The organism is Maritimimonas sp. 2405UD52-3 (assembly GCF_056591715.1).
Window position 1 is genome coordinate 374,654 of sequence record NZ_JBWQOL010000003.1, and the last position, 22,373, is coordinate 397,026.

Below are 22,373 nucleotides of genomic sequence, written 5' to 3' on the forward strand. Positions count from 1 at the left end.
TACTAAACTAAAAAAGTAGGCGTTTAAGCTTACGAATCGCTAATCATTTATAATATGAGATCACCTAGTAATCTTACCAGGGTATTTATGCTCTGCGTAGCCATTTTAATCTCTCCCTTTTATTTAAGCGCTCAAAGTATTGAACCTTTTGCAAAAAGGTATGAAAATACTGGTATTAACGGTGAGTTAACCATGATTGGTAACTCTATAGTAGGAAATCATCCTACAGATCCTTACACAGGTAATCAGAACAACAATAATTTTGATATGGTCTACATTGATGTAGACAATGTATCAAGCACATTTAGTTCTAGTAGTGCAGATTTAAACCTAACAACATGTAGTAAAATTGTTTACGCTGGTTTATACTGGGGTACTCGTTTTACATTAGACACTCAAACTCCAGAGAACATTAGATTTAGAACACCCGGAGGGAGTTATCAAAATATTACGGCAGATGTTGATTTTGGTAATTTAGTATTTTATAAAGACGTGACTAGTATTGTTTCAGGATTATCAAACCCTAATGGTACTTATTTTGTTGCAGACATACCTTGCGATGTAGACAATGATACTACTACAAATAACAATAACATGGCGGCTGGATGGACATTGGTTATAGTATATGAAGATCCTGCTGAACCAAGAAAATATATTTCAACATTTGACGGATTAACAGAAGTTGCACCTACCAATGCTGAACAATTTCAGTACTCAGGCTTTGTAACACCACCATCTGGTCCAGTTGAAGGTAAGATTGGTGTTGCTGCTTTAGAGGGTGATAGAAATTTAACAGGAGAGCAATTATTGTTTGCCGATGAATTCTTCAATACTGCAGAACCTAATGGTAGTTTTACAACACTTTTTGATGCAGAAAACCCTGCCGATAATTTCTTTAATAGTAAGATTACAATTGACGGGGCTCAAATAGCTTCTAATAATCCGGCTCATACCAATACATTGGGTTGGGATGCCGCTATTGTTGATTTAAATCCATTGAATCCTGGGAACACTATTCTTGCAAATGGTGCAACAGAAGCAACCGTAAGAATTGATACAGATGGTGATAGAATTTTTCCATTTTTAAATACATTTTCCGTAAATATTATTGAACCTGTATTGCAAGTATTAACAAGTGTAGAAGATACCAATGGTAATCAGATTACATTAAATTCACCTGTGCCATTAGGAGCTACCGTTTGGTACAATTTAAACTTTCAAAATACTGGAACAGATAATGCTTTAAATACAACTATTAGAAACACTTTACCATTTAATGTAATATTAGATGAGAGCTCTATAAGCTTACCAGCTGGAGTGACTTATTCAAGAAGTACGAATGCAAATGGATTGGTGGTTTTAGATTTTTCAATACCTAACAATCTTGTTCTTAGAGAATCTGATCCTGCGAACGCTGCATACGATATTAGATACCAGGTAACTGCTTCAGATAATTGTTTTGATTATACTGATGCTTGTACTAATTTATTAGAAAATAGTTTAGAATCGTATTATGATGGTGAAACATCTGGAGCCAACATTACTGCACAGCCAGGATTAAATGGTATTAGTGGGTGCGGATTGCCTAGAGAAGGTTCTATGGACTTGTTTGTTGATACAAGCTCTTGTCAGTTTGATACTACATTACAGTTTTGTAATAACAACTTAACCATTACCGGTGATGATGGATATAATATCTATAGATGGACAGATGAAGACGGTAATGTATTAGCCATTAATTCAAAAACTATTACCGTAACAGGTCCTGGTATATATACTTGTACACAAACAAAAGTAGGGTGTACTGTAACCACAAGAACAGTAACCGTGCTTGGGTTAGAAGTAGATTTTACTCCTTTTGATAATCAATGTAAAGATAGTGCTGACGGAGGGATTACTATTAACGTTACTGATGATGCCGCTACGTTTAATTATCAACTTTCGCAAGGAGGAAATCCAATTGAAAGTACTGGCCTTATAGGTGCTAAGTCTCATACTTTTAACGGATTAGATATTGGTACTTATGACGTACGAGTTACCAACACAGATGGCTGCTTTGATACGTTCTCTTTTCAAGTGGCAGAGCCTACATTATTGCAAGCAACAAATCAAGTATTAGATAATATTATGCCTTGTAATGGTAATGCTTTAAGTGGAAGAATAGAAGTGACTGGTACAGGAGGTACTCAGTTTACTGGAGGAGATAATGAATATGAATACAGTATGGATGGTGGTGCTTTTCAAACGTCTAACATATTTGAAACTACCGTAGAGGGGGATCATACCATTACAGTAAGGGATGCCAATAACTGTACAACAACTACAATTGCTAATATTGACTTTGATGAAGAAATTGAATATGAGTTATCACATGAAGATGTAGTTTGTTTTGGAGATTCAGATGGTAGCATTACAGTAGATGTTACGCAGAACAATGCAGGTAATGCTATCACATTTAGTATTGATAATGGTGCTAACTTCCAATCTAACCCAACATTTAATGGTCTAGCCAAGGGCGATTATGAGATCATAATTCGCAAAGTAAAAGGACCTAATACTTGTGAAACAATGGTAACAAGAACAGTTGAGCAGTTAGTGTTTTTAGAATTTGAAGTATCAGGAGGTTTTGCCTGTGAAGGCACTACAAATACTATTGTTGCTACTGTAGCTGAGCAATATCAAAACGATGTTACCTATACCTTAGATGGTTCACAAAGTAATTCAACAGGAATTTTTGAAGGTGTATCAAGCGGAAGTCATTCTGTGCGCGTAGTTCAAAACTCTACTGGATGTACTGTAGACCCAATAGAAGTGGTTATAGAAGACTACATTCCTGTAACATTTGAAGTTGAGGAAAATACAAGTTCAGCTGAATTACGAGATTATATAGTATTAGCAGACAATGGAACGCCTGGTTATGAATATGCAATGCTAAAAAATCCTGCTGAAAATGTACCTGTAGAAGTTACTGATGAAGATTTTGGCTCAGATAATGTATTTACAGTACCAAGTGCCGGGTTCTATACATTTTTCGTGAAAGATTCTAGAGGTTGTATTGTAGAAGAAATAGTTGAATTTAAAGATATAGAGATACCTAATTTCTTTACACCTAATGGTGATTCTGATAATGAAGTATGGTATCCAAGAAATATTGAATTATATCCAAACATATCAGTACAAATATTTGACAGATATCAACGATTGCTAGCTACCTATCAAGGCAATACTAGGTCATGGGATGGTACTTATGATGGTAGAATGCTGCCATCAGGAGACTACTGGTATATCGTTAAGTTAAATGAGCCTACAGATGATCGGGTATTTAAAGGAAATGTAACATTATATAGATAATTCATTAATCACAAAACAGCAATCAAACCAATGAAAAAAGTTATTTATATAATCGTAATTATATGTGGGCTCACTGCACACTCTCAGGAGTTTAAGCTATCTCCATATACACAGTATTTAGCTGAAAATCCGTTTGCAATATCACCAGTATATGCTGGTATTGATGAGGAATATAATAGAATTAGATTGAGTGGTGTTTCACAGTGGTTAGGGCTTGATAATGCTCCAAGCACTCAGAATTTATCTTATGACCTGCGTTTTGGTGAGAAGTCAGGTGGTGGAATTCTAATTTATAATGACAAGAATGGTGCTACTAGACAAATGGGAGCGCAGTTGTCATATGCTTATCACTTAATCTTAGATGATCCTTCAGAACAATATTTGTCATTAGGGATATCCTACAAGTTCAATCATTTTAAGATTAATACATCAGATTTTGACGAAGGCGATGGGGAAGGCACTACGGATCAGGCCGTGGGTGCTGCCGAATCTACTACAAATCATAACTTTGAATTTGGGGCTTTGTATAGATATGAGAATTTTTTCTTTTCTATAAATGCATCAAATATTTTAAATAAAAAGATTGATATTTTTTCACCAAATGAGCCTGAGAAGTTAAGAAACTATTATGTATATACTGGCTATACCTTTATAAGTAAGAGTGAGCAGTATGAATATGAACCATCCATTTATTTGAAGTATTTTGAAGGTGATAGAAGGTCTGTTTCAGATTTAAACTTTAAAGCACGAAGAATGAATGATAATGATGACGGCTATTTATGGGCAGGTATTAATAGTAGGTTTATTAATGACCAAAGCTTTGAACCACTTTCAATTGCTCCTATGTTGGGTATGAAAAAGAAAGAATTTTATGTAGGCTATGCTTTTCAGTGGAATATCAATGAGGCCAGCGATTTGAATTCTAGTGGTACACATTTAATTACCTTAGGGTATGATTTAGAGAAGAATAGACAAGGTACTAGCTGGAGTAATAGATAAACGAACCAACCAAACCAACTAATAACAATTTTGACTATGAAGAATTTAAAATTTTTAACCGTTTTAGCCGCCATTACATTTCTGTTTTATTCGCAAGAATCTTATAGCCAGGTAAGAGAAGTAAAATCTGTTAAATTAGATCAAGCAAGATTAAAAAAGGTAGAAGTAAAAAACCTGCCAGAAGCTGTAATAGAATCGGTTTCACAATACAAAGGCTATAAGGCAAGACATGCTTTTATTACGGAGGAAAAAGAAACAAAAATATATAAGGTGCAAATTGCTAAAGGTAGTATGATCTTTAGTGTATTGGTAAATGAAAAAGGGAAGATTCTAGAAACACAGGAATAGACGCTCTTACTAGGTGAGTTGTTTATCCTTATGTTTAAAGCGCTTGTGTGTCCAAAAGTAATACGCAGGCGCTTCTTTTATATGTTTTTCTACCATCTGCAAATAAATATCTGTAATATCGTAATCTTTAAAACTATTTGGAGTATCAGTTAAAAGTTTAAATTCTGCCTGATAATAACCTCTTTTAAGTCTAGTTACTTCAAAATAAATAATAGGTAGGTTGTGCTTTTTGGCGAGCGCTTCAACACCCGTATGAATTGGTACATGAGCTCCAAAAAAGTCACCCCAATAATGCACTTTTTTTGGTTTTGGTGATTGGTCTCCTAAAAAACCATATAAAGACAAGATATTATTTTTTTTATTTTCTCTAATGACATCAAAAATTTCTTTAGTAGGTACTAAAGTAGTATTGTAGCGCCCACGTGTTTCTTGTATTTTTTTGTCAAAAAAACGATTACGTATCCTCTTGTATACTGCATATCCATTATATTTCACAACAAGGTTTAGACTAAAAATCCATTCCCAATTGCCATAGTGAAAGCCCAACAGAATAGCACTTTTCCCTTGTTTTTCTAACTGATATATAACATCTGTATTTACCAATTTAAATCGTTTTGTAATTTGTTTTTTAGATATGGTAAATGATTTGATCATCTCTACAAAAACATCTATAAAATGCCTGTATGACTTCTTTGCAATTCTTGTTATTTCGGAGTCAGACTTCTCGGGAAAGGCAATTTTTAAATTTCCGAAAACGGTTTCCTTTCTATAGCCAACTATATAGTAGGTGATGTAATAAAAGATATCTGACAGTATATGGAGTATCCTAAATGGTAAAATTGATAATAGCCATATGACTGGATATACAAGTACAAAAATGATTAGCTTCACGCTCTAAAAATTTAGGCAAATATCGGTATATAATTTTATCTTTGGCAAAATACTATTTAAAGAATGAATCCTGTTATAATGGGCTTAATTGCAGCAAATGTTTTGGTTTCTATCAAAGGGTTTTCTGATCGTTTATTTTTAGAGAAGTACAAATTTCAGGTAGGGCCAATTTTACAAGGAGATCAGAAGCGTATGTTTACTTCCGGGTTTTTACATGTAGATCAAGCACATTTGTTCTTTAATATGTTTGCCTTGTATATTTTTGCTGATGCGGTTCTGAGTGTCGTGGGAGTTCCAAAATTCCTATTGATCTATTTTGGTAGTTTAATTGCAGGTAGTACCCTAGCCTTGAGTTTTCATAAACGTGAACCTTATTATAGTGCCGTTGGTGCTTCAGGAGCTGTTATGGGTGTTGTATATGCTGCAATCATGTTGAATCCTTCTATGCAGCTGTCATTCATATTCTTTCCTGTATTTGGTTTTCCTGGCTGGGTATTTGGTGTGGGTTATTTTCTTTATTCTATATATGGAATGAAAACACAGCTGGGTAATATTGGTCATGGTGCTCATATGGGAGGTGCTATTGGTGGATTTGTCTTAACACTTGCCTTATACCCTCAAATATTCTTAGAAAATAAGCGTATAATCTTGATTTTGGCATTGCCCATTGTACTCATGTTTGTTTTTAAAGATAAATTAGAACGTAATTAGTCTATTATAAATTTATTTCCATTAACATATACTTCTCCTCCTAATTCTTCAATTTCATAACCAAACCAACCTTTTTTGGTTTTCTTCCAGGTCTCACGATGTCTTTGAGTAGTAAGAACGGTATCAGTAGTCTTACCATCACGTTGAAACATCATGCGCTTCCATCGTTGCGAGGTAAATACAATTATACTGTCTTTAGTTGCATATTGCATACTGTCAATATGCACATGAATAGCTAGTGTGGTATCTATGATTGCCCAATCTCTTAAGGTGTATTCTCTTTGTTTTTGTTTTGAAATCACTTCTCCACGTTGATCAACTATTTTCAGATCGTCAGGCATCTGACTCATATAGAGATCAATATTTTTTGTTCTGGTAGCTTCAACACCTTCATCAATTTCATTCTGAATAGATTTTTCTATTTGAGCTTCGTCAGATACTGATAAATGATCTGAAGTTCTGTTAGGCTTACAATTAAGCATCATAAATGAAAGAGATAAGATTAGTATAATTGTATTTTTCATTTGGTATTTGCTAAATAAAATTTAGTAATTAATTCAGCAAGTTCTTCGCCTTTTTCTTCTTGAATAAAATGTCCGGCATCAAGGAGGGCGTGGTTTTGCCCTTTTGCACCGGGAACCAATTTTTGAAATACTTTTTCCGCCCCTTTCATAATATCATCTTTATCTCCAAAAATGGTTAAGAAAGGCTTCTTCCATTTCATTAAGTGCTCCCAAGCTTTACGATTCTTTATGGCCTCAGGGTCAGTTTCTTCAATGGGCACTAACATAGGGAACATACGTGCGCCTGCTTTATAGTCTTCAGATGGAAAAGGAGCATTATATGCCGCAATAATAGCGTCAGTAAGTTCTCTACTCGTACCCATCTCAATAACCTTTCCAATATCAAAAGAAGAGGAGTGCTGAGAATAGGCGCGCCATTTTAAGAAGCTTTCCGGAGCAGGACGATCTGCTGTAGGCAAGAACGTATTAGATGCTATAACCATAGAAAATCGTTCTTGTATTTCAGTGATCATTCTTAAGCCAAGAAGACCACCCCAATCCTGGCAAAAAAGAATCACATTATGAAGATCTAGTTTTTCAACAAATGTTGTGAGCCAATCTAGATGCTTTTGATACGAATAGTCATTTGCATTTGTTAGTTTATCTGATTTGCCAAAACCAATAAGGTCCGGTGCGATAGTTCTGAAGTTATTGGAAACTAAACCAGGAATCATCTTTCGATATAAATATGACCAACTGGGCTCACCATGTAAGAGTAAAACTATTGGGTCGTCCTTTTTGCCTTCATCTACATAATGAAGTTGTAAGCCTTCTTCAATTTCTATATAATTACTTTGAAAGTTGTAGCCCGGTAAATCTTCAAACCTGTTTTCGGGTGTTCTGATGATACGTTTCATTGTTTATAAGCTAAAGAATTAAACATGCTGATCAATTAATACAGGATTACCATCAGGGTCAACTACCACAAAACTAGCGGGTCCCGAAGTTGATTCGTCTGCTTCTTTTTCCAGTTTTATGCCTTTCTTTCTTAGGTGTTTTTGGATGTCTCTAACATCTGTAAAATCATTTAATTTTTGCGCATTTTCATCCCATCCAGGATTAAACGTGAGTATATTTTTTTCAAACATTCCTTGAAAAAGACCAACCAGTGCATTGCCATTTTTCATAATGAGATAGTTCATAGAAATGTCTCCTGCAAAGACAGTAAAGCCTAAATTTTCATAAAATTCTTTAGAGGCATATATATCCTTCACAGAAAGACTTATTGAAAAAGCACCTAATTGCATAGTATATAGTTTTTAGAGGTTAGGAAATAGTTGTTAGTATTTTAGTTCTTTAAAGATATTAATTTTAAAAATGCTGCGTCAGTTCGAGTTTTCCATAGTAAAGTAGCGAGAACAGTTTGTATTGTAAAATATTTATACAAGATCATTGTTGGGCATTTGATATGAAATAGTCACTACTTCTCTACAATAGTTCTGAAAGTAAGATTAATACGTGGTCTATGCACTTTTTTGGTAGGAGGTAGGCGGTGCAGCCAATGCGTTTGGGTTTCACCTTTCATTACCAATAAAGAACCGTGCTCTAAAACCAAATCTACTTTTTGTTTGGTTTCTTTGTGTTTAAAAGCAAATTTACGCTCGGCACCAAAACTAAGCGATCCTATAGCACCATTATTTTTAAGGTCTTTTTCTCCGTCAGAATGCCATGCCATTCCTTCTGAACCATCATGGTATAGGTTCAGTAAACAAGAATTGTAGGTTTCCTTTGTTTTTTCTTCAGTAATCGCTTTTAATTCTAATAATTCTGTTGTCCAAGGTAATGCTAATTTCACTCTATTGGAGTATGCGTATTCAAAAGGTCTGTCACCATACCAAGCAACTTTGCGCTTCGTGATATAAAGCTTCCCAAACATCTTGGCTTCATCATTACGCCATTCAATAGTATTTAAAAGTGCCTCATAATACTTGGTAGCATCCTTATAAGAAAATACTTTTCCATAATAGTTTACGATGCCATCTTTATGAAGTAGGTTTCTGGGTTCATCTAAAGTATTACTGAAAAGATCCACAACTTATTCTGAATAATTTTCTGCCAGATTTTTAAAGTTATTCATCCATTTCTCACCTTGTTTTCTATACATACTAGGGAATAGAATACCCATTAGTTTCGGTAAAAATGTCATGCGTACATAGTCCACTTCCATAGTATAGCGCGTTTTGTTTTCGCTCAGTTTAGTAAAAGTGGCTAAAAAAGTATTATCCATATGTTTATGATGATAAAAGGCTTCAAAAGTATCAGGTAAGTTATTAGCTTTAATAGTTTCGGTTAATAGCATTTCACGTTTGCCATGTTTGTAATACATTTTTGAAATGGCACCTTTTTGACCTGCTTCACCACTAATCAATTCTTTCTTTATAAAACCGTCTTGGTAATCTTTTAAATAGTTGGGGTCAGCAAATAATTGGGTGACGATATCCTGTGATTGATTGATGTCTATGTGGGCTTTGAATTTCATTACTTAAAAAATAAGTTTATCAAAGATACGATTGTTTAAATATTTTTATTGCTTTTAGTATGGTCGTCCTTTTTCACTTGGTTTTTTGTAAATTTGATTCAATTAACTCAAATTATATCCAACTAGGTAATAATGAATATTTCTTTCTATTTCAAACTATACCTACTAACGATCCCAGTTTTTTTCTTAGTTGATTTATTGTGGTTAGGTATCGTTGCAAAGAAATTTTATAATAATCAGTTGGGTCATCTTTTGGCTGATGAAGTGAATTGGTTTGCAGCAATAATCTTCTATCTTATTTTTATAGGAGGTATTTTATATTTTACGGTTGTTCCTGCATTAGAAGTTGGCAATTGGCAACAAGCTATGTTTAAAGGGGCTTTGTTTGGTTTTATTACCTATGCAACCTATGATTTTACTAATTGGGCAACATTAAAAGATTGGCCAGCATCAGTAGTTTTTGTTGATGTTTTATGGGGAGCATTTTTATGTAGTACTGTGGCAACTATTTCTTATTTTATTGGTAGATGGTTGCTTTAGCATTCACTCTTATACGTAATTAATATAAAATTTGCCAGTTTAACTTACCTAATTTGAAGTTAAATAGCTACTTAAGCTAGAATTAATTTCGTTTAAAGCAGTAGGAATATCCGTAACATATGATTTAGTTTTTTTTATGACTTTACCTTTTTTAAAAAATGAAGCACCATCTTTAAGATTGATAGCTTGCCAACCCATGTCATATTTACTATTTAACTTCGTTTGAATTGCCATAGGTGTAAATGTATACTTTCCTTCCTCAAAGTTAATTTCAATGGTGTATTTCATGTGATAGTATTGCTTACCCACATTTATAATATTCTGTTTAATTCCACAGAGTTGTATAAAATCATTTTCATTTTTAGTATTTATTACAACATTTTGATTCCCATCGTTGGTTTTAATCCATTCAAGTGTTTTTTTATATAATTCAAATTTGGACTTGGTATCAATTTGAACTATTGCATATTGTGGTTCCAAACCAGTGTCATTATATTCAAATTTAGTTTGGCTATAAGCTAGTATTGAAGAAACTAATGATATACAAAAAAGGATGCTTTTCATTTTATTTTAATAAACTTTTGGAAAAGGCAATTTTCTCAAAGATACAACATGAAAATTTATAGATAAAAAGTAGAGGTTTCGCTTATCGGTTTGCTTATGTATGGTTAGTAGCGGGATGGTTCGTTAGAATTATTCCACTATTAATTACGGTTATACGTTGTTACCCACATTTTTATTAAAATCTGTTGATTATCCATTCTATTAATCCATAGGGTTCAGCGATTGACCAAGAGTGAGGATGTCTCATTCCATTTAAGCGATACCCTTTTCCTAATACATTAATAAATTCCGCATTTTTATTACCCATGATCCTTAATTCATTAATCATTGCTGTTTGGTCTAAGGCATTGATATCATAAAAGTCAGTTTGTCTTTCTTTTAAATGCCAATCAATATCTGGGTCAGAGTAGATTCTAATGGGTAAATCAATTAGAAACTTCGCATTCCCTCCATTTTTTTCAGTTTTTGAATACATTGAATGTTTAATATATGTATTTGGTACTTTTTCTGGTGAGCCTCCAAATTGTTCATCAAGTTTGGCTAAATAATCTGTAGCCTCATTTACTGCTACTTCTGAAAAGTCTAAATCTTTAGTTCGTTGAAATGAATAGTAAATTCTTGTCCAGTCCAATGGTGGGTCTATTCCATACACTGCAATAGGGTGAACTGATGTTAAATCAGGATTTTCTCTTGAGAGTTCTACATATCTAATAGCGTTCATTCCTCCCAAAGAGAAACCTCCGATTACTATTTTGTCTTTTGGTACTTTATATTTAGATGTAGCTTTTTTAAAAGTAGTATTCAAAAAGCCCATTGTAATCTCATCAAGATAAAGATTGTAATTAATTGAAGGGATTATTAATAAAATTCCATTTTCGAATGCAAGTTCGGATAGTTTGATATTGTTATTTATTACATCTTCTACATTTTGTGCAGTTGGTGGTAATAGAATTAAAGTTCCTTTAATTTTCCCTTTAGGCTTTATAGCATAATAGAAAAGTTCGTTGGAAGTGTTGTCATTTATATACAAATGAGTATCATCGATAATGTCAATTGAATTTTTGTCGAGGTTTTTTAAAAGGGTTTCGTTTAAATTTATTTCTGATGTCTCCTGACCGAAAACAGAAACTGATATTAATAATATCACAATGTTTGTAAGTGTTCTCATTGTTTCTTCATATGGTGGTAACTATAAGGTATATATTCGTTTTAACGATTTATACTTGATGAAAGTTAAACTCATTCAGCACTGGTAAGCGAATTTACCCGAAAATAATTAAAAATCAAGTTAATTATAGTAATAGATAAAGGCCTGTTCCTAAAAATAGGGTCAAGCCTTTATCTTATCCACGAACTTAACCGTGATTACAAACTTCTTCTAGAAGCTGTTCTACGATTGCCGTTTCTTTGCGTTGATCTGCTAGAACTTTGTTTTCTAGCAGTACTTTTTTTTGTGCTATACTTTCTTGAAGTATTTGTTCTATTTTGAGCCACACGTCTTTGCGGCGCTTTTCTACTTTGTGTTCTTGTCTGAGATTGCGAACGTCTCTGCACTGTTTGACGTTGTTGGCTTGCTCTTGGTTTTGAAGTCCTACGTTCCACAGTTCTACGCTGCTCAGCTACTCTTGGCGTAGAAGACCTTCTTTGAATCGATCTGTTCTGTTGCGTTCTAGCCGAATTGTTTCGCTGAACTCCCGTATTTCTTCTTTGTGCAATTCTACTATCACTTCTTTGTAATCCTTGAGATCTCCTTTCAGCAGACCTGTTACTTTGGGTTCTGGCTGAGTTATTTCTTTGTATTCCAGAATTCCTTCTTTGTGTAATTCTACTGTCATTTCTTCTTATGCCTTGAGACCTTCGTTCAACAGACTGGTTCCTGTTTCTTTGGACACTTCTTTGTTGTGTACTTCTTCTTACACCTTCGTTACGTCTTGCAATACGATCATTAGACCTTCTGGCATCACTATAACGTCTTGCAACGCGTCTGTCGTCATTATTTGTTCTTACTCTAGAATTAATATTCCTAAAACTTCTACCAGTACGTCTATAGTTTTTATATCTATAACCTCGTGCATATCCACGACCTCTATAATAATCATATCTTATAGGATTGTAAAATCTTCTATACGGACGATAACTTACTATACAACGGTTAAAAACAGGTCTTACAAAGTAATTATGGTAAGGGTGAAATACATAGTTTCTATTCCATCTATTGATGAATCCGGTATAGTGTGAGTAGGCACCAAATCTGTTATAGTGAATATATAAGCCTCCTACGCGATATAAACGCCCATTATTATAATGAATTCTAACATCTCCAGCTTGACTGATACGGCCATGATAATCATAGTATATAGGCACATCTTCTATTTGTACAATAGCGCCATAGTCGTCATATTGCACATAAGCATCATAATTGTAACCAGAATTGAAGCTAATGCTAACAGCACCTAGATTTACACCTGCATGAATCGCTCTACCACGTCTAGGGTTTATGTAAAAATCAAATTCACCATTTTGAAAAACTGAAAATGTAATCCCTCTTTCTACAAAAGTGAACATCTCTCCGTTGCCATTATAATATCTATAACTTGCTGTGTTCTCTTTACTCTCAGCAGCAGCGAGAGGAGAAAGGGCTAAAAAAAGTGCTGCTACAAATAATGCTGTTTTTTTCATTTTGATTGTCTTAAATAATTAATAATTGCTTTTGGTTAGCATTATTATCCAAAGAATACCAAACAGCGTGCCAAAATTGAAAATGATCTTTTTAGCTTGTCTTAAAAAATATAATTTTTCATTCTAGCGAATACAGGAATCCACACCTTTTTTGTGCTCACTAATTCATAAATTTAGACGGGCTACTTCATGAAGTAATAAAGGTGTTAAAAACATTCTTGGGTTTAATTAATTTAATTCCTTTTCAAGTAATATTTTTACGCTTGTTTTGAAAACTAGCTACTTCATAGACGTTATTTTACCCATTCCGCTTCAGCGCTCTTTTACCTATGCCATTACAGAAGCTGAAGTCGGCTTTTTAAAAACAGGTATGCGTGTGGCCGTCCCTTTCGGGAGGTCAAAGATTTATACCGGAATAGCTTATAAGATTCATAATAACGTACCAACGGCCTACGATGCTAAGGAAATCCACCAGATTTTAGATGATACCCCAATTATAAATAAAAAGCAATTACAGCATTGGCAATGGATAGCTGATTATTACATGTGTTCGCTGGGGGAGGTAGTGCGTTCGGCATTACCTTCTGCTCTGTTGTTAGAAAGTGAAACACTAGTTTCTCTAACGGATGCTATAGAGGATGAATCTCAACTCAATGACGATGAATTTTTGATTGTAGAAGCATTACAGCATCAATCTTTATTAAAAGTAGATGAGATCGGTAAGATATTAGATAAAAAGCGGGTATTGCCAATCCTACATAAATTGCTGGATAAGGGTGCTGTGCAATTAAAAGAAGAAATCTACGAACAGTACAAGCCCAAATTGGTGAAATATGTACGATTGAATAACGACTATAAAGAAGAAACCAAGCTTAATGAATTGTTGGATGGTTTATCACGTGCTAAAAAGCAGCGTGAGGTATTGTTACATTATTTCTCTATGCATACATCAAAAAAGCGCATTAAGGCGAAAGATTTGTTGCGACAAAGTAATGTTTCAGAAGCGGTTTTAAAAGCTTTGGTTGATAAGAATATTCTAGATTTTTATCACTTACAAGTTGATAGAGTTGATTTAAGTAAAGAAAAAAATAAATTGCCTGAGTTATCTCATTTTCAAGATGATGTCTATTTAAAAATAAAAGTTGAGATGAAAGAAAAAGATGTAATTCTATTGCATGGAATCACATCTAGTGGGAAGACAGAAATTTATGCCAAACTCATTGAGGAGGTTTTAGAAAAAGGGAAACAGGTTTTGTATTTGTTGCCAGAAATTGCATTAACCACACAATTAATTTCAAGATTACGCAATTATTTTGGAGATCAAATCTCAGTATTTCATTCTAAATATTCATTGAATGAACGTGTGGAGGTGTGGAATAATCTCCTTGAGAAAAAAGAAAAAACGCAATTAATTCTTGGGGCACGTTCCGCTGTATTCTTACCTTTTGCTGACCTTGATTTAATTATTATAGATGAAGAGCATGAAACATCTTATAAGCAATTTGACCCTGCACCGCGCTATCATGCACGAGATGCGGCAATCGTTCTAGCCAATATTCACAAAGCTAAAGTGCTGCTAGGCAGTGCAACTCCATCCTTAGAGAGCTATCACAATACCAAAGAAAATAAATATGGTTTTGTAGAGCTAAATAGGCGCTATGGCAATGTACTACTCCCTGAAATTGAGTTAGTAGATATTAAAGAGGGGTATCGAAAAAAACGAATGAAAGGTCATTTTTCAGAACGACTCTTAGAATTAATGACGGAAGCCTTAGAAGAAAAAGAGCAAATTATATTGTTTCAAAATCGCAGAGGATATTCGCCAATTGTTGAATGTGTTACCTGTGGTGTAGCACCGCAATGCCCAAATTGCGATGTAAGCTTGACTTTCCATAAGTTTAAAGACGAATTGCGATGTCATTATTGCGGTTATAACAGGGCTATGCCTCAAACCTGCACTGCCTGCGGGAATGCCACACTTGATACTAAAGGTTTTGGCACTGAACAGATTGAACTGGAATTAAAAGAGTTGTTTCCGGAACATAGTGTTGGAAGGATGGACTTAGACACAACACGAGGAAAGTACGGCTATGAAAAGATCATTAATGCCTTTCAATCGCAAGAAATCGATATTTTGGTAGGTACACAGATGTTGAGTAAAGGGTTAGATTTTAGTAATGTTTCTCTAGTAGGTGTTCTTAACGCCGATAATATGCTCAATTTTCCTGATTTTAGGGCACATGAAAAGAGTTTTCAGATGTTAACGCAAGTTTCGGGTAGGGCAGGACGTGCAAAAAAAAGAGGTAGGGTAGTTATACAAACCTTTAATCCATATCATCAGATTTTACAACAAGTCACTACAAATGATTATTCTACCATGTATAAGGAACAGTTGCATGATAGGCATCAATTAAAATATCCACCTGTTATCAGGTTAACAAGAATTACCTTAAAACATAAAGATTTTATCAAAGTGAGTTCAGCTGCTGATTGGTTAGGTAGGTCACTTATAAATTCCTTTGGAAATAATGTTTTAGGGCCTACAAGCCCTGCTATTTCCAGAATCAGAAATCAGCATATCAAAACTATTTTAATAAAACTACCAAAGGATAGACCGATAAAACAATCAAAAGCAATCATTCAAAAAATAAAGAATAGCTTTCAAAGTATTGCTGAGTTTGGAGCAGTACGCATAAATATTGATGTGGATTGTTATTAATTTAAAATTTTTGTTCAGATCAATTATTTTATATTTGTCACTGCTAAACATTTAAAAATTGCTAGAGAAATACTATAGTTATTTGTTGATCCTTTTATTTGTTAATATTTCCTTTGCTCAAGGAACATTCCCTATTTATAGTGATTATTTATCTGATAATGTCTATTTAGTACATCCAAGTGCTGCAGGAATAGGTAATTGTGCTAAGCTGAGATTAACACACAGACAGCAATGGTCCGATTTTACTGATGCTCCTTCTTTACAATCTTTAAGTTTCCACTCAAGAATTTCGGAAAAGGCAGCTTTAGGAGGTATACTATTTAATGATAAAAATGGTTTTCACTCTCAAAAAGGTGTGCAGGCGAGTTATGCATATCATCTAAATTTCGGTAGGGAAGAAGCGATGAACCAATTATCTTTTGGTTTGTCATTTATGTTTGTTCAAAATTCTGTAGATGAAACTAGTTTTACGTCTTTGATTCCTGACCCAGTTAATTCCCAACTTGTTGAATCAAATAACTATTATAATGTTGAATTTGGATTTGCCTATCACTATATGGATGCACATGCATACCTCACAGTGAAAAATTTATTGTTGAATGCAAGTGATAATATTAATAGTTTTCAATCACTTAACTTGAGAAGGTATTTACTGACTTTGGGTTATTATTTTGGCAGAGAAAACAGTTTGCAATTTGAGCCATCAATTATGGGACAATTTGTTGAACGAACTGGTGAATTTTCTGTAGACTTAAACTTTAAAGCTTATAAAATTATAGCTGAAGATAAATAACTTTGGGGAGCAATATCTTATAGACAAAGCTTAGAAAATAATTCTATTAAGAACTTAAAACAACTTTCACCAATTTTAGGGTTTAATTACCAACGCTATATGATTTCATATACCTATACAAATCAATTGAACAATGTAGTTTTAAAGAATAGTGGTTTTCACCAATTTACTTTAGGAGTTAATTTATTCTGCAAAAAACCTCGTGCCACGGCTTGCCCTAATCTAAATTCTATATTTTAATATGCTCAAAAAAAAATATATATTATTAGGTGTTGCTTCGATTGTTCTTAGTTTAAATATTTATGCACAAATAACTTTAACACATAATGTTGGAAATACTCCAGTAAAAACTAGTATAACTAATTGTGAATACGAGGAGTATTGGGCAAGAACTTTTACTCTAGCTGATTTTGGGATATCACCAAATGATCAATTTATTATTAAATCTGCTCAGGTTGCTGTTAGTAACTCTTACGATGGTGCAAGATTGATTTTTAATTTCTATAGTATTGATTCAGGTTTTCCGAATTCAGAGCCTAAAAGAATTAGCTATGGTAATTTGGTGTTAGCTCAAGAAATAGGAGATACTCCTGAAATAGTTCAGGTTGATTTTAATAGACCTGTTGTTATTCCCGCTGGAGTTGAAAGAATTTTAGTAGAGGTAACCCAAATGGATGATATTTATAATGACAATTATAAAAAAGTTCTTATAGCCGGTACAACCATGGATAATGATATATCTTGGTTTAAAGGCTGCAGAGAGTTATATACTTACACTCCAACAGAAAACCTTAATATTCCAGTTCCAGAAGCTAATTTTTTTATAAATGTTACTGGTGAAACAATAAGTACACAAAGTTTTGGGTCTAACACCAGATTATCTCATAATGTTTGTGATGAAGCTATAAAAACCTCGATATTTTCTTGCTCTACATCATTCTTATTCTGGGGAAGGACATTCAACCTCAGTGATTTTGGTATATCTACAGACGAGGAGTATATTATAAACTCTGGTCAGGTTGCAGTTAATAGTGTAAGTTGGGGAGCAACAGTTCAATTTAATATTTATAAGATTGATTCAAATTTTCCCAATTCATTTTCGGAAGCTGACTTAATTGGAAGTAGTCAAGAGGTTCAATTATGGGCGGTTAATGCACAACAAATTGTGAATATCGATTTTGATACTCCGGTCACCGTTCCAGTTAATGTAGAAAGGATACTTGTTGAAGTTAAAAAAGGGCTTATAAATGATGCTTCAGGTGTTGCATTTATATCTGGAACAGCGCAGGACAATGATTTTTCTTGGTTTAGAGGATGTCCTGGAGGTATAAATACACCAACCTATACTACTACTGAAGATTTAGGTTATCCCGACGCACGATTTTACATTAATATTAATGGGAATGTTAGACATGTAATTAATAATTTTCAAATGAGTGTATCAAACATATGTTCTGAATTTTTGAAGGAATTTAATATTGAAGATAGTATAAATGTAGCTACTGTTATTTGGAATTTTGGTGATCCCGCTTCTGGAACTGATAATACTTCTACCGATTTATCACCTTTTCATGATTTTTCAACGGATGGTATTTATACAGTAGTAGCCACGGTCACAGGTAATGACGGAAGTATAGAAGTAATTAATGAAACCGTTGATGTCAAAGAGCCGCCAAATGCATATGGAATTAATAATGTATATGCATGTGAAGATAACTTTAATACTGGTATTTCTTCATCTTTCGATGTTTCTCATGTAGAATCTCAAGTTTTAGGAGGGCAATTAGACAAGGTAGTTACTTTTATAGATGGTAGTGGCAATGAATATGATACTCTTCCCAATTTATTTACCAATTCAGTACAGTATAGAGAAACTATAAGAGTGAGAATAGCCCATAAAGATATCTTATGTTGCTACTCAGAAACAACTTTCGATCTCATAGTCCAACCTTTGCCTCAGATCAATTCAGTTGAAGATATCTATGAATGTCAAAGTGCAACGAATGGATTTGCTAGTTTTGATTTAACTACTCAAAGTGATATACTAATGGCAAGTCAATCGAATGTGGCTATAAGTTATTATAACCAAAGTGGTGATTTAATACCAAATTCAGAGTTGACAAACTATACGAATGTAATCATTAATAAAGAGACAATTACTGCAAGAGTAACCAATACTAATACAAACTGTTACAACGAAGCCACTTTCGATATACACGTGAATAGCCCACCTATTGCTAACTCCTTAGATGTTTTAATTGGTTGTGATGATAATAACGATGGTATCTCTGAGTATTTTGACACCTCCAATGTTGAGACTCAAGTTTTAAATGGGCAGAATGGATTAGTAGTAACTTACTATAATTCAAATGATAGTCAAATAAGTCTACCGAACCCTTATACAAATACAACTCCAAATAATGAAATAATCAAGGTTCGAGTAACGAACCCTAATACACAATGTTTTTCAGAAGCTGATTTAGTATTGCAAACATCTGCTAAACCACAAATTAATCAACCACAAAATCAGTATAAATGTGATCAAGGTAATGGATATGCTCAGTTTGATTTGAGTATGATTGAAAATATAACTATTGGTAACCAAACGGGATTAGAAGTATCCTATTTTAATGGCTCTACTCAAATCTTAGAGGGTCAGCTTTCAAATTATCAGATTTCTAACGCTTTCAGAGAAACTATTACAGTAAAAGTAGAAAATTCATTAAATAAGATATGTTTTTCTGAAGTTAGTTTTGATTTGATTGTTAATGAACTCCCATTAATTGAATTAGAAAAAAGTTATTTTCTATGTGATTTAGAGCCATATTTAGAGCTTAGTTTGCCCGCAAATTTTAATAATTATAATTGGGAATATCAGGATGGTACAATAGTGTCCAATAATAATAATGTACAATTAATAAAAGAAGGAACCTATACTGTCTCTGTTGATAAATTAGAAAATGGAATTACTTGCGAAAATTCTTTTTCATTTGAATTGGTGAGGTCAGTGTTACCTAGGATTGAAGAAGTAAGATCTGGAAATTTTGGGAATAATTACTTAGAAATTATTACTTCTGGTGATGGTAATTTCGAATATTCAATTGATGGATTGAATTATCAGGACAATAATTTATTTGACAATATTTTTGGAGGTGATTATATAGTATATGTTAGAGATAAAAAAGGTTGTGGATCTGATTCCAAAAAAATTACAATCTTAGATTATCCTAGGTTTTTTAGTCCAAATAATGATGGTATTAATGATACATGGAGCTTATTAGGAACAACATCTCAAAATTATGAACTCTATATTTTTGATAGATATGGTAAATCTTTAAAAAGGTTAACCAGAAATCATGATGAATGGAATGGCCTTTATAATGGTAAGCTTTTACCTCAAGATGATTATTGGTTTAAAGTCAATTTTGAAGATGGCACGATAAAAACAGGTCATTTCTCACTTAGACTTCAATAAATAAACTAATTTTAAAAGTTGAAAAAACATATATAGAAAGTTATTCGGATTTTTCCCATTCCTCTCTCAAATCAGACGAAATAGTTCCTGTGCCATCATGTTTCCACCCGGGAGGTTTGATTAAATAAAGTAAGCGCTTGCCTAATGAAGTTTTTGCCTTTAAAATATCAGAAAACATGCCTATCCATTCGTGAAAGGCTACGTACAATGGATTGAAAGAATTGATATTCTTTACCAACCCATATGTTGGTTTTTCAACCTCTGGTTCAAAAGTACCAAACCACCTGTCCCAAATAATAAAAATACCGGCATGATTTCTATCCAAGTACTGTGGATTTATAGCATGGTGCACCCTATGATGTGATGGTGTATTAAAGATAGCTTCAAACCACGAGGGCAATTTCTTGATAAACTCAGTATGTATCCAATATTGGTAGATCAAACTAATTGACATTTGCGCTAAGATCATAACTGGGTGAAATCCCAATAAGGGTAAGGGTAACCAAAACACAAAAGATAAAAAACTCCCACTCCAAGTTTGCCTCAATGCAGTACTCAAATTATATTTTTGTGAAGAATGATGTACCACATGACTTGCCCAGAAGAACCGGCTTTCATGGCTGATCCTGTGAAACCAGTAATACAGAAAATCATCTGCAAAGAGAATAAGCAACCACCCCCACCAAGTAAAAGGAACGGTGAATAACCTATAGCTACTATAGATGTAGAAAAATATGGCAAAAACCATAGCTTTACTAAATAACCCAATAAATACATTACCTAACCCCATGGCAAGTGATGTAAGTGCATCTTTGGTTTCATACGCTTTTGACCTTTCACGTGTATCCACTATGATTTCTATGATCAATGTGACTACAAAAAATGGAATGGCATAATGAATAAGATTTGGTATTTCTGGTACTTGCATAGGTAGGTTGTTTAGCCAGAAATCAAAACTACATTTTTTTGAGTTATGCGTAGTATGATAACGAAAATAAAATCATATATTTGCACGCTCAAAAATTAAACATTAAATACTTAATTATGAATCATTACGAAACTGTTTTCATTTTGAATCCCGTTTTATCTGATACTCAGGTAAAGGAAACAGTAAAGAAGTTTGAGGACTACTTGGTTTCTAAAGGTGCCGAAATGATACACAAAGAAGATTGGGGCTTAAAGAAGTTAGCGTATCCAATCCAAAAGAAAAAAACCGGTTTTTATCACTTATTTGAATATAAGGTAGCCGGAGAAGCCATTGCACCTTTTGAATTAGAATTTAGAAGAGATGATAGTATTATGCGTTATTTAACTGTAAAATTAGATAAGCATGCTGCTGACTGGGCTGTGAAGAGAAAAGAACGTCAAACTGCAAAAAAATAAGCTATGGCATCAATAGATCAACAAGCTAAAGAAGGAAACAAAGCAGAGATCAGATATTTGACTCCGCTGGATATTGAAACTCAAAAGAAAGAAAAATACTGTCGTTTTAAGAAAAACGGTATTAAGTATATAGACTATAAAGATGCAGATTTCTTAATGTATTTAGTAAATGAGCAAGGTAAGATTTTACCTCGTCGTTTAACTGGCACATCATTGAAATACCAGCGTAAAGTATCACAAGCAATAAAAAGAGCACGTCATTTGGCTTTAATGCCTTATGTAGGTGATATGTTAAAATAAAAAACAGTACGATTATGGAATTGATATTAAAAAAAGATGTTGCAAACTTAGGTTTTGCAGATGATATCGTAACTGTTAAGAATGGTTATGGTCGTAACTTTTTAATTCCTCAGGGCTATGCGGTGTTGGCAACAACTTCTGCTAAAAAAGTATTGGCTGAGAATTTAAAACAGAGAGCACATAGAGAGGCAAATATTATTGCTGAAGCAAATAAAACAGTTGAAGCTTTAAAAGGCTTAGAAGTAAAAATTGCTGCTAAAGTTGGTTCAGGAGATAAATTATTTGGTTCAGTAAGTAATGCTAATGTTGCTGAAGCTTTTGCAAAGGCAGGACATGATATAGATAAAAAATTCATCGCTGTTGCCGGAGGATTAGTAAAGAGATTAGGTAAGTATAATGCTAAAGTACGTTTACATAGAGAGGTAATTGTAGAAGTACCATTTGATGTAATTGCTGAAGCAAAGAAATAAACATTTGTGAATAAAATCAGGTGTTAAGTTTTAAGACCGTCCTTTTAATGGGCGGTCTTTTTTTTATACCTTCACATCACAAAACAATAAACCATTAACATTTACTAA

General features: G+C 33.6%; 20 protein-coding genes and 1 pseudogene. 11 read left to right on the forward strand and 10 right to left on the reverse strand.

What is annotated here, in order from left to right:
* The first annotated feature begins 54 nt into the window (after positions 1–54).
* From AC1EU5_RS09685 to AC1EU5_RS09695, 3 genes are read left to right on the forward strand one after another with little or no spacing between them, the layout of a single operon-like run.
* The gene (locus AC1EU5_RS09685) at positions 55–3,351 is read left to right on the forward strand and encodes a T9SS type B sorting domain-containing protein (RefSeq protein ID WP_480192180.1); all 3,297 of its coding nucleotides are present in this window, start codon (positions 55–57) and stop codon (positions 3,349–3,351) included.
* Between the two features lie 30 nt (positions 3,352–3,381).
* Positions 3,382–4,350 carry a PorP/SprF family type IX secretion system membrane protein gene (locus AC1EU5_RS09690; protein ID WP_480192181.1) on the forward strand — a complete coding sequence of 323 codons (969 nt, stop codon included), beginning with the start codon at positions 3,382–3,384 and terminating at the stop codon, positions 4,348–4,350.
* A gap of 36 nt (positions 4,351–4,386) precedes the next feature.
* The gene (locus tag AC1EU5_RS09695; RefSeq protein WP_480192182.1) at positions 4,387–4,698 is read left to right on the forward strand and encodes a hypothetical protein; all 312 of its coding nucleotides are present in this window, start codon (positions 4,387–4,389) and stop codon (positions 4,696–4,698) included.
* A 9-nt stretch (positions 4,699–4,707) separates the two neighbouring features.
* On the opposite strand, the gene AC1EU5_RS09700 is transcribed toward AC1EU5_RS09695, so the two are convergent.
* The gene (locus AC1EU5_RS09700) at positions 4,708–5,589 is read right to left on the reverse strand and encodes a lysophospholipid acyltransferase family protein (RefSeq protein ID WP_480192183.1); all 882 of its coding nucleotides are present in this window, start codon (positions 5,587–5,589) and stop codon (positions 4,708–4,710) included.
* A 63-nt stretch (positions 5,590–5,652) separates the two neighbouring features.
* Here AC1EU5_RS09700 and AC1EU5_RS09705 point away from each other — a divergent pair, with 63 nt between their 5' ends.
* Entirely contained in the window at positions 5,653–6,300 is a 648-nt protein-coding gene (locus AC1EU5_RS09705; RefSeq protein ID WP_480192184.1) for a rhomboid family intramembrane serine protease, read from the forward strand.
* On the opposite strand, the gene AC1EU5_RS09710 is transcribed toward AC1EU5_RS09705, so the two are convergent.
* From AC1EU5_RS09710 to AC1EU5_RS09730, 5 genes are all read right to left on the reverse strand, one after another.
* Complete coding sequence (locus AC1EU5_RS09710) at positions 6,297–6,824, reverse strand: hypothetical protein (RefSeq protein ID WP_480192185.1); 528 nt, start codon at positions 6,822–6,824, stop codon at positions 6,297–6,299. The two genes, AC1EU5_RS09705 and AC1EU5_RS09710, sit on opposite strands and share 4 nt — an antisense overlap.
* Complete coding sequence (locus AC1EU5_RS09715) at positions 6,821–7,720, reverse strand: haloalkane dehalogenase (RefSeq protein WP_480192186.1); 900 nt, start codon at positions 7,718–7,720, stop codon at positions 6,821–6,823. The genes AC1EU5_RS09710 and AC1EU5_RS09715 overlap by 4 nt, the downstream gene beginning before the upstream one ends.
* An 18-nt stretch (positions 7,721–7,738) precedes the next feature.
* Positions 7,739–8,110 carry a VOC family protein gene (locus AC1EU5_RS09720; RefSeq protein ID WP_480192187.1) on the reverse strand — a complete coding sequence of 124 codons (372 nt, stop codon included), beginning with the start codon at positions 8,108–8,110 and terminating at the stop codon, positions 7,739–7,741.
* 173 nt (positions 8,111–8,283) lie between these two features.
* Positions 8,284–8,895: an alpha-ketoglutarate-dependent dioxygenase AlkB family protein gene (locus AC1EU5_RS09725; protein ID WP_480192188.1), complete on the reverse strand. Its 612-nt coding sequence runs from the start codon at positions 8,893–8,895 to the stop codon at positions 8,284–8,286.
* 3 nt (positions 8,896–8,898) lie between these two features.
* Positions 8,899–9,342 carry an SRPBCC family protein gene (locus AC1EU5_RS09730; protein WP_480192189.1) on the reverse strand — a complete coding sequence of 148 codons (444 nt, stop codon included), beginning with the start codon at positions 9,340–9,342 and terminating at the stop codon, positions 8,899–8,901.
* A gap of 132 nt (positions 9,343–9,474) precedes the next feature.
* On the opposite strand from AC1EU5_RS09730, the gene AC1EU5_RS09735 reads away from it, so the two are divergent.
* Positions 9,475–9,882, forward strand: coding sequence for a DUF2177 family protein (locus AC1EU5_RS09735; RefSeq protein ID WP_480192190.1), 408 nt, complete (start codon positions 9,475–9,477; stop codon positions 9,880–9,882).
* A 48-nt stretch (positions 9,883–9,930) separates the two neighbouring features.
* Here the strand turns inward: AC1EU5_RS09735 and AC1EU5_RS09740 are convergent, their stop codons facing one another.
* From AC1EU5_RS09740 to AC1EU5_RS09750, 3 genes are all read right to left on the reverse strand, one after another.
* A complete protein-coding gene (locus AC1EU5_RS09740; RefSeq protein ID WP_480192191.1) occupies positions 9,931–10,446 on the reverse strand; it encodes a DUF4468 domain-containing protein in 516 nt (171 codons plus the stop codon).
* Positions 10,447–10,621: 175 nt separating this feature from the next.
* Positions 10,622–11,614, reverse strand: a complete 993-nt coding sequence (locus tag AC1EU5_RS09745) for a hypothetical protein (protein WP_480192192.1) — start codon at positions 11,612–11,614, stop codon at positions 10,622–10,624.
* A 197-nt stretch (positions 11,615–11,811) separates the two neighbouring features.
* Positions 11,812–13,125, reverse strand: a complete 1,314-nt coding sequence (locus AC1EU5_RS09750; RefSeq protein ID WP_480192193.1) for a hypothetical protein — start codon at positions 13,123–13,125, stop codon at positions 11,812–11,814.
* A 268-nt stretch (positions 13,126–13,393) separates the two neighbouring features.
* On the opposite strand from AC1EU5_RS09750, the gene priA reads away from it, so the two are divergent.
* The 3 genes and pseudogenes from priA (at position 13,394) to AC1EU5_RS09765 (ending at position 20,112) form a co-directional block, all read left to right on the forward strand.
* Positions 13,394–15,844, forward strand: coding sequence for a replication restart helicase PriA (gene priA / locus AC1EU5_RS09755; RefSeq protein ID WP_480192194.1), 2,451 nt, complete (start codon positions 13,394–13,396; stop codon positions 15,842–15,844).
* A gap of 85 nt (positions 15,845–15,929) precedes the next feature.
* Positions 15,930–16,877, forward strand: a pseudogene (locus AC1EU5_RS09760) (PorP/SprF family type IX secretion system membrane protein).
* A 1-nt stretch (position 16,878) separates the two neighbouring features.
* Complete coding sequence (locus tag AC1EU5_RS09765; RefSeq protein ID WP_480192195.1) at positions 16,879–20,112, forward strand: T9SS type B sorting domain-containing protein; 3,234 nt, start codon at positions 16,879–16,881, stop codon at positions 20,110–20,112.
* Between the two features lie 40 nt (positions 20,113–20,152).
* Here AC1EU5_RS09765 and AC1EU5_RS09770 read toward each other — a convergent pair whose 3' ends face one another.
* Entirely contained in the window at positions 20,153–21,040 is an 888-nt protein-coding gene (locus AC1EU5_RS09770; RefSeq protein WP_480192196.1) for a sterol desaturase family protein, read from the reverse strand.
* 116 nt (positions 21,041–21,156) lie between these two features.
* On the opposite strand from AC1EU5_RS09770, the gene rpsF reads away from it, so the two are divergent.
* Genes rpsF through rplI form a run of 3 tightly spaced genes read left to right on the forward strand, consistent with a single transcriptional unit; the run spans position 21,157 to position 22,265 of the window.
* Positions 21,157–21,495 (forward strand): 30S ribosomal protein S6, encoded by a 339-nt coding sequence (gene rpsF, locus AC1EU5_RS09775; protein ID WP_480192197.1) that lies wholly within the window; start codon positions 21,157–21,159, stop codon positions 21,493–21,495.
* A 3-nt stretch (positions 21,496–21,498) separates the two neighbouring features.
* The gene (gene rpsR, locus AC1EU5_RS09780) at positions 21,499–21,795 is read left to right on the forward strand and encodes a 30S ribosomal protein S18 (protein WP_480192198.1); all 297 of its coding nucleotides are present in this window, start codon (positions 21,499–21,501) and stop codon (positions 21,793–21,795) included.
* 14 nt (positions 21,796–21,809) lie between these two features.
* Complete coding sequence (gene rplI, locus AC1EU5_RS09785; RefSeq protein ID WP_480192199.1) at positions 21,810–22,265, forward strand: 50S ribosomal protein L9; 456 nt, start codon at positions 21,810–21,812, stop codon at positions 22,263–22,265.
* The last annotated feature ends 108 nt before the right edge of the window (positions 22,266–22,373 follow it).

What these genes read in the sequence shown, in the direction of transcription:
- AC1EU5_RS09685 (WP_480192180.1), top strand. Translation starts at nt 55, where the DNA reads ATGAGATCACCTAGTAATCTTACCAGGGTATTTATGCTCTGCGTAGCC.
- AC1EU5_RS09690 (WP_480192181.1), top strand. Translation starts at nt 3,382, where the DNA reads ATGAAAAAAGTTATTTATATAATCGTAATTATATGTGGGCTCACTGCA.
- AC1EU5_RS09695 (WP_480192182.1), top strand. Translation starts at nt 4,387, where the DNA reads ATGAAGAATTTAAAATTTTTAACCGTTTTAGCCGCCATTACATTTCTG.
- AC1EU5_RS09705 (WP_480192184.1), top strand. Translation starts at nt 5,653, where the DNA reads ATGAATCCTGTTATAATGGGCTTAATTGCAGCAAATGTTTTGGTTTCT.
- AC1EU5_RS09710 (WP_480192185.1), bottom strand. Translation starts at nt 6,824, where the DNA reads ATGAAAAATACAATTATACTAATCTTATCTCTTTCATTTATGATGCTT.
- AC1EU5_RS09715 (WP_480192186.1), bottom strand. Translation starts at nt 7,720, where the DNA reads ATGAAACGTATCATCAGAACACCCGAAAACAGGTTTGAAGATTTACCG.
- AC1EU5_RS09720 (WP_480192187.1), bottom strand. Translation starts at nt 8,110, where the DNA reads ATGCAATTAGGTGCTTTTTCAATAAGTCTTTCTGTGAAGGATATATAT.
- AC1EU5_RS09730 (WP_480192189.1), bottom strand. Translation starts at nt 9,342, where the DNA reads ATGAAATTCAAAGCCCACATAGACATCAATCAATCACAGGATATCGTC.
- AC1EU5_RS09735 (WP_480192190.1), top strand. Translation starts at nt 9,475, where the DNA reads ATGAATATTTCTTTCTATTTCAAACTATACCTACTAACGATCCCAGTT.
- AC1EU5_RS09740 (WP_480192191.1), bottom strand. Translation starts at nt 10,446, where the DNA reads ATGAAAAGCATCCTTTTTTGTATATCATTAGTTTCTTCAATACTAGCT.
- AC1EU5_RS09745 (WP_480192192.1), bottom strand. Translation starts at nt 11,614, where the DNA reads ATGAGAACACTTACAAACATTGTGATATTATTAATATCAGTTTCTGTT.
- AC1EU5_RS09750 (WP_480192193.1), bottom strand. Translation starts at nt 13,125, where the DNA reads ATGAAAAAAACAGCATTATTTGTAGCAGCACTTTTTTTAGCCCTTTCT.
- AC1EU5_RS09765 (WP_480192195.1), top strand. Translation starts at nt 16,879, where the DNA reads ATGCTCAAAAAAAAATATATATTATTAGGTGTTGCTTCGATTGTTCTT.
- AC1EU5_RS09770 (WP_480192196.1), bottom strand. Translation starts at nt 21,040, where the DNA reads ATGCAAGTACCAGAAATACCAAATCTTATTCATTATGCCATTCCATTT.
- rpsF (WP_480192197.1), top strand. Translation starts at nt 21,157, where the DNA reads ATGAATCATTACGAAACTGTTTTCATTTTGAATCCCGTTTTATCTGAT.
- rpsR (WP_480192198.1), top strand. Translation starts at nt 21,499, where the DNA reads ATGGCATCAATAGATCAACAAGCTAAAGAAGGAAACAAAGCAGAGATC.
- rplI (WP_480192199.1), top strand. Translation starts at nt 21,810, where the DNA reads ATGGAATTGATATTAAAAAAAGATGTTGCAAACTTAGGTTTTGCAGAT.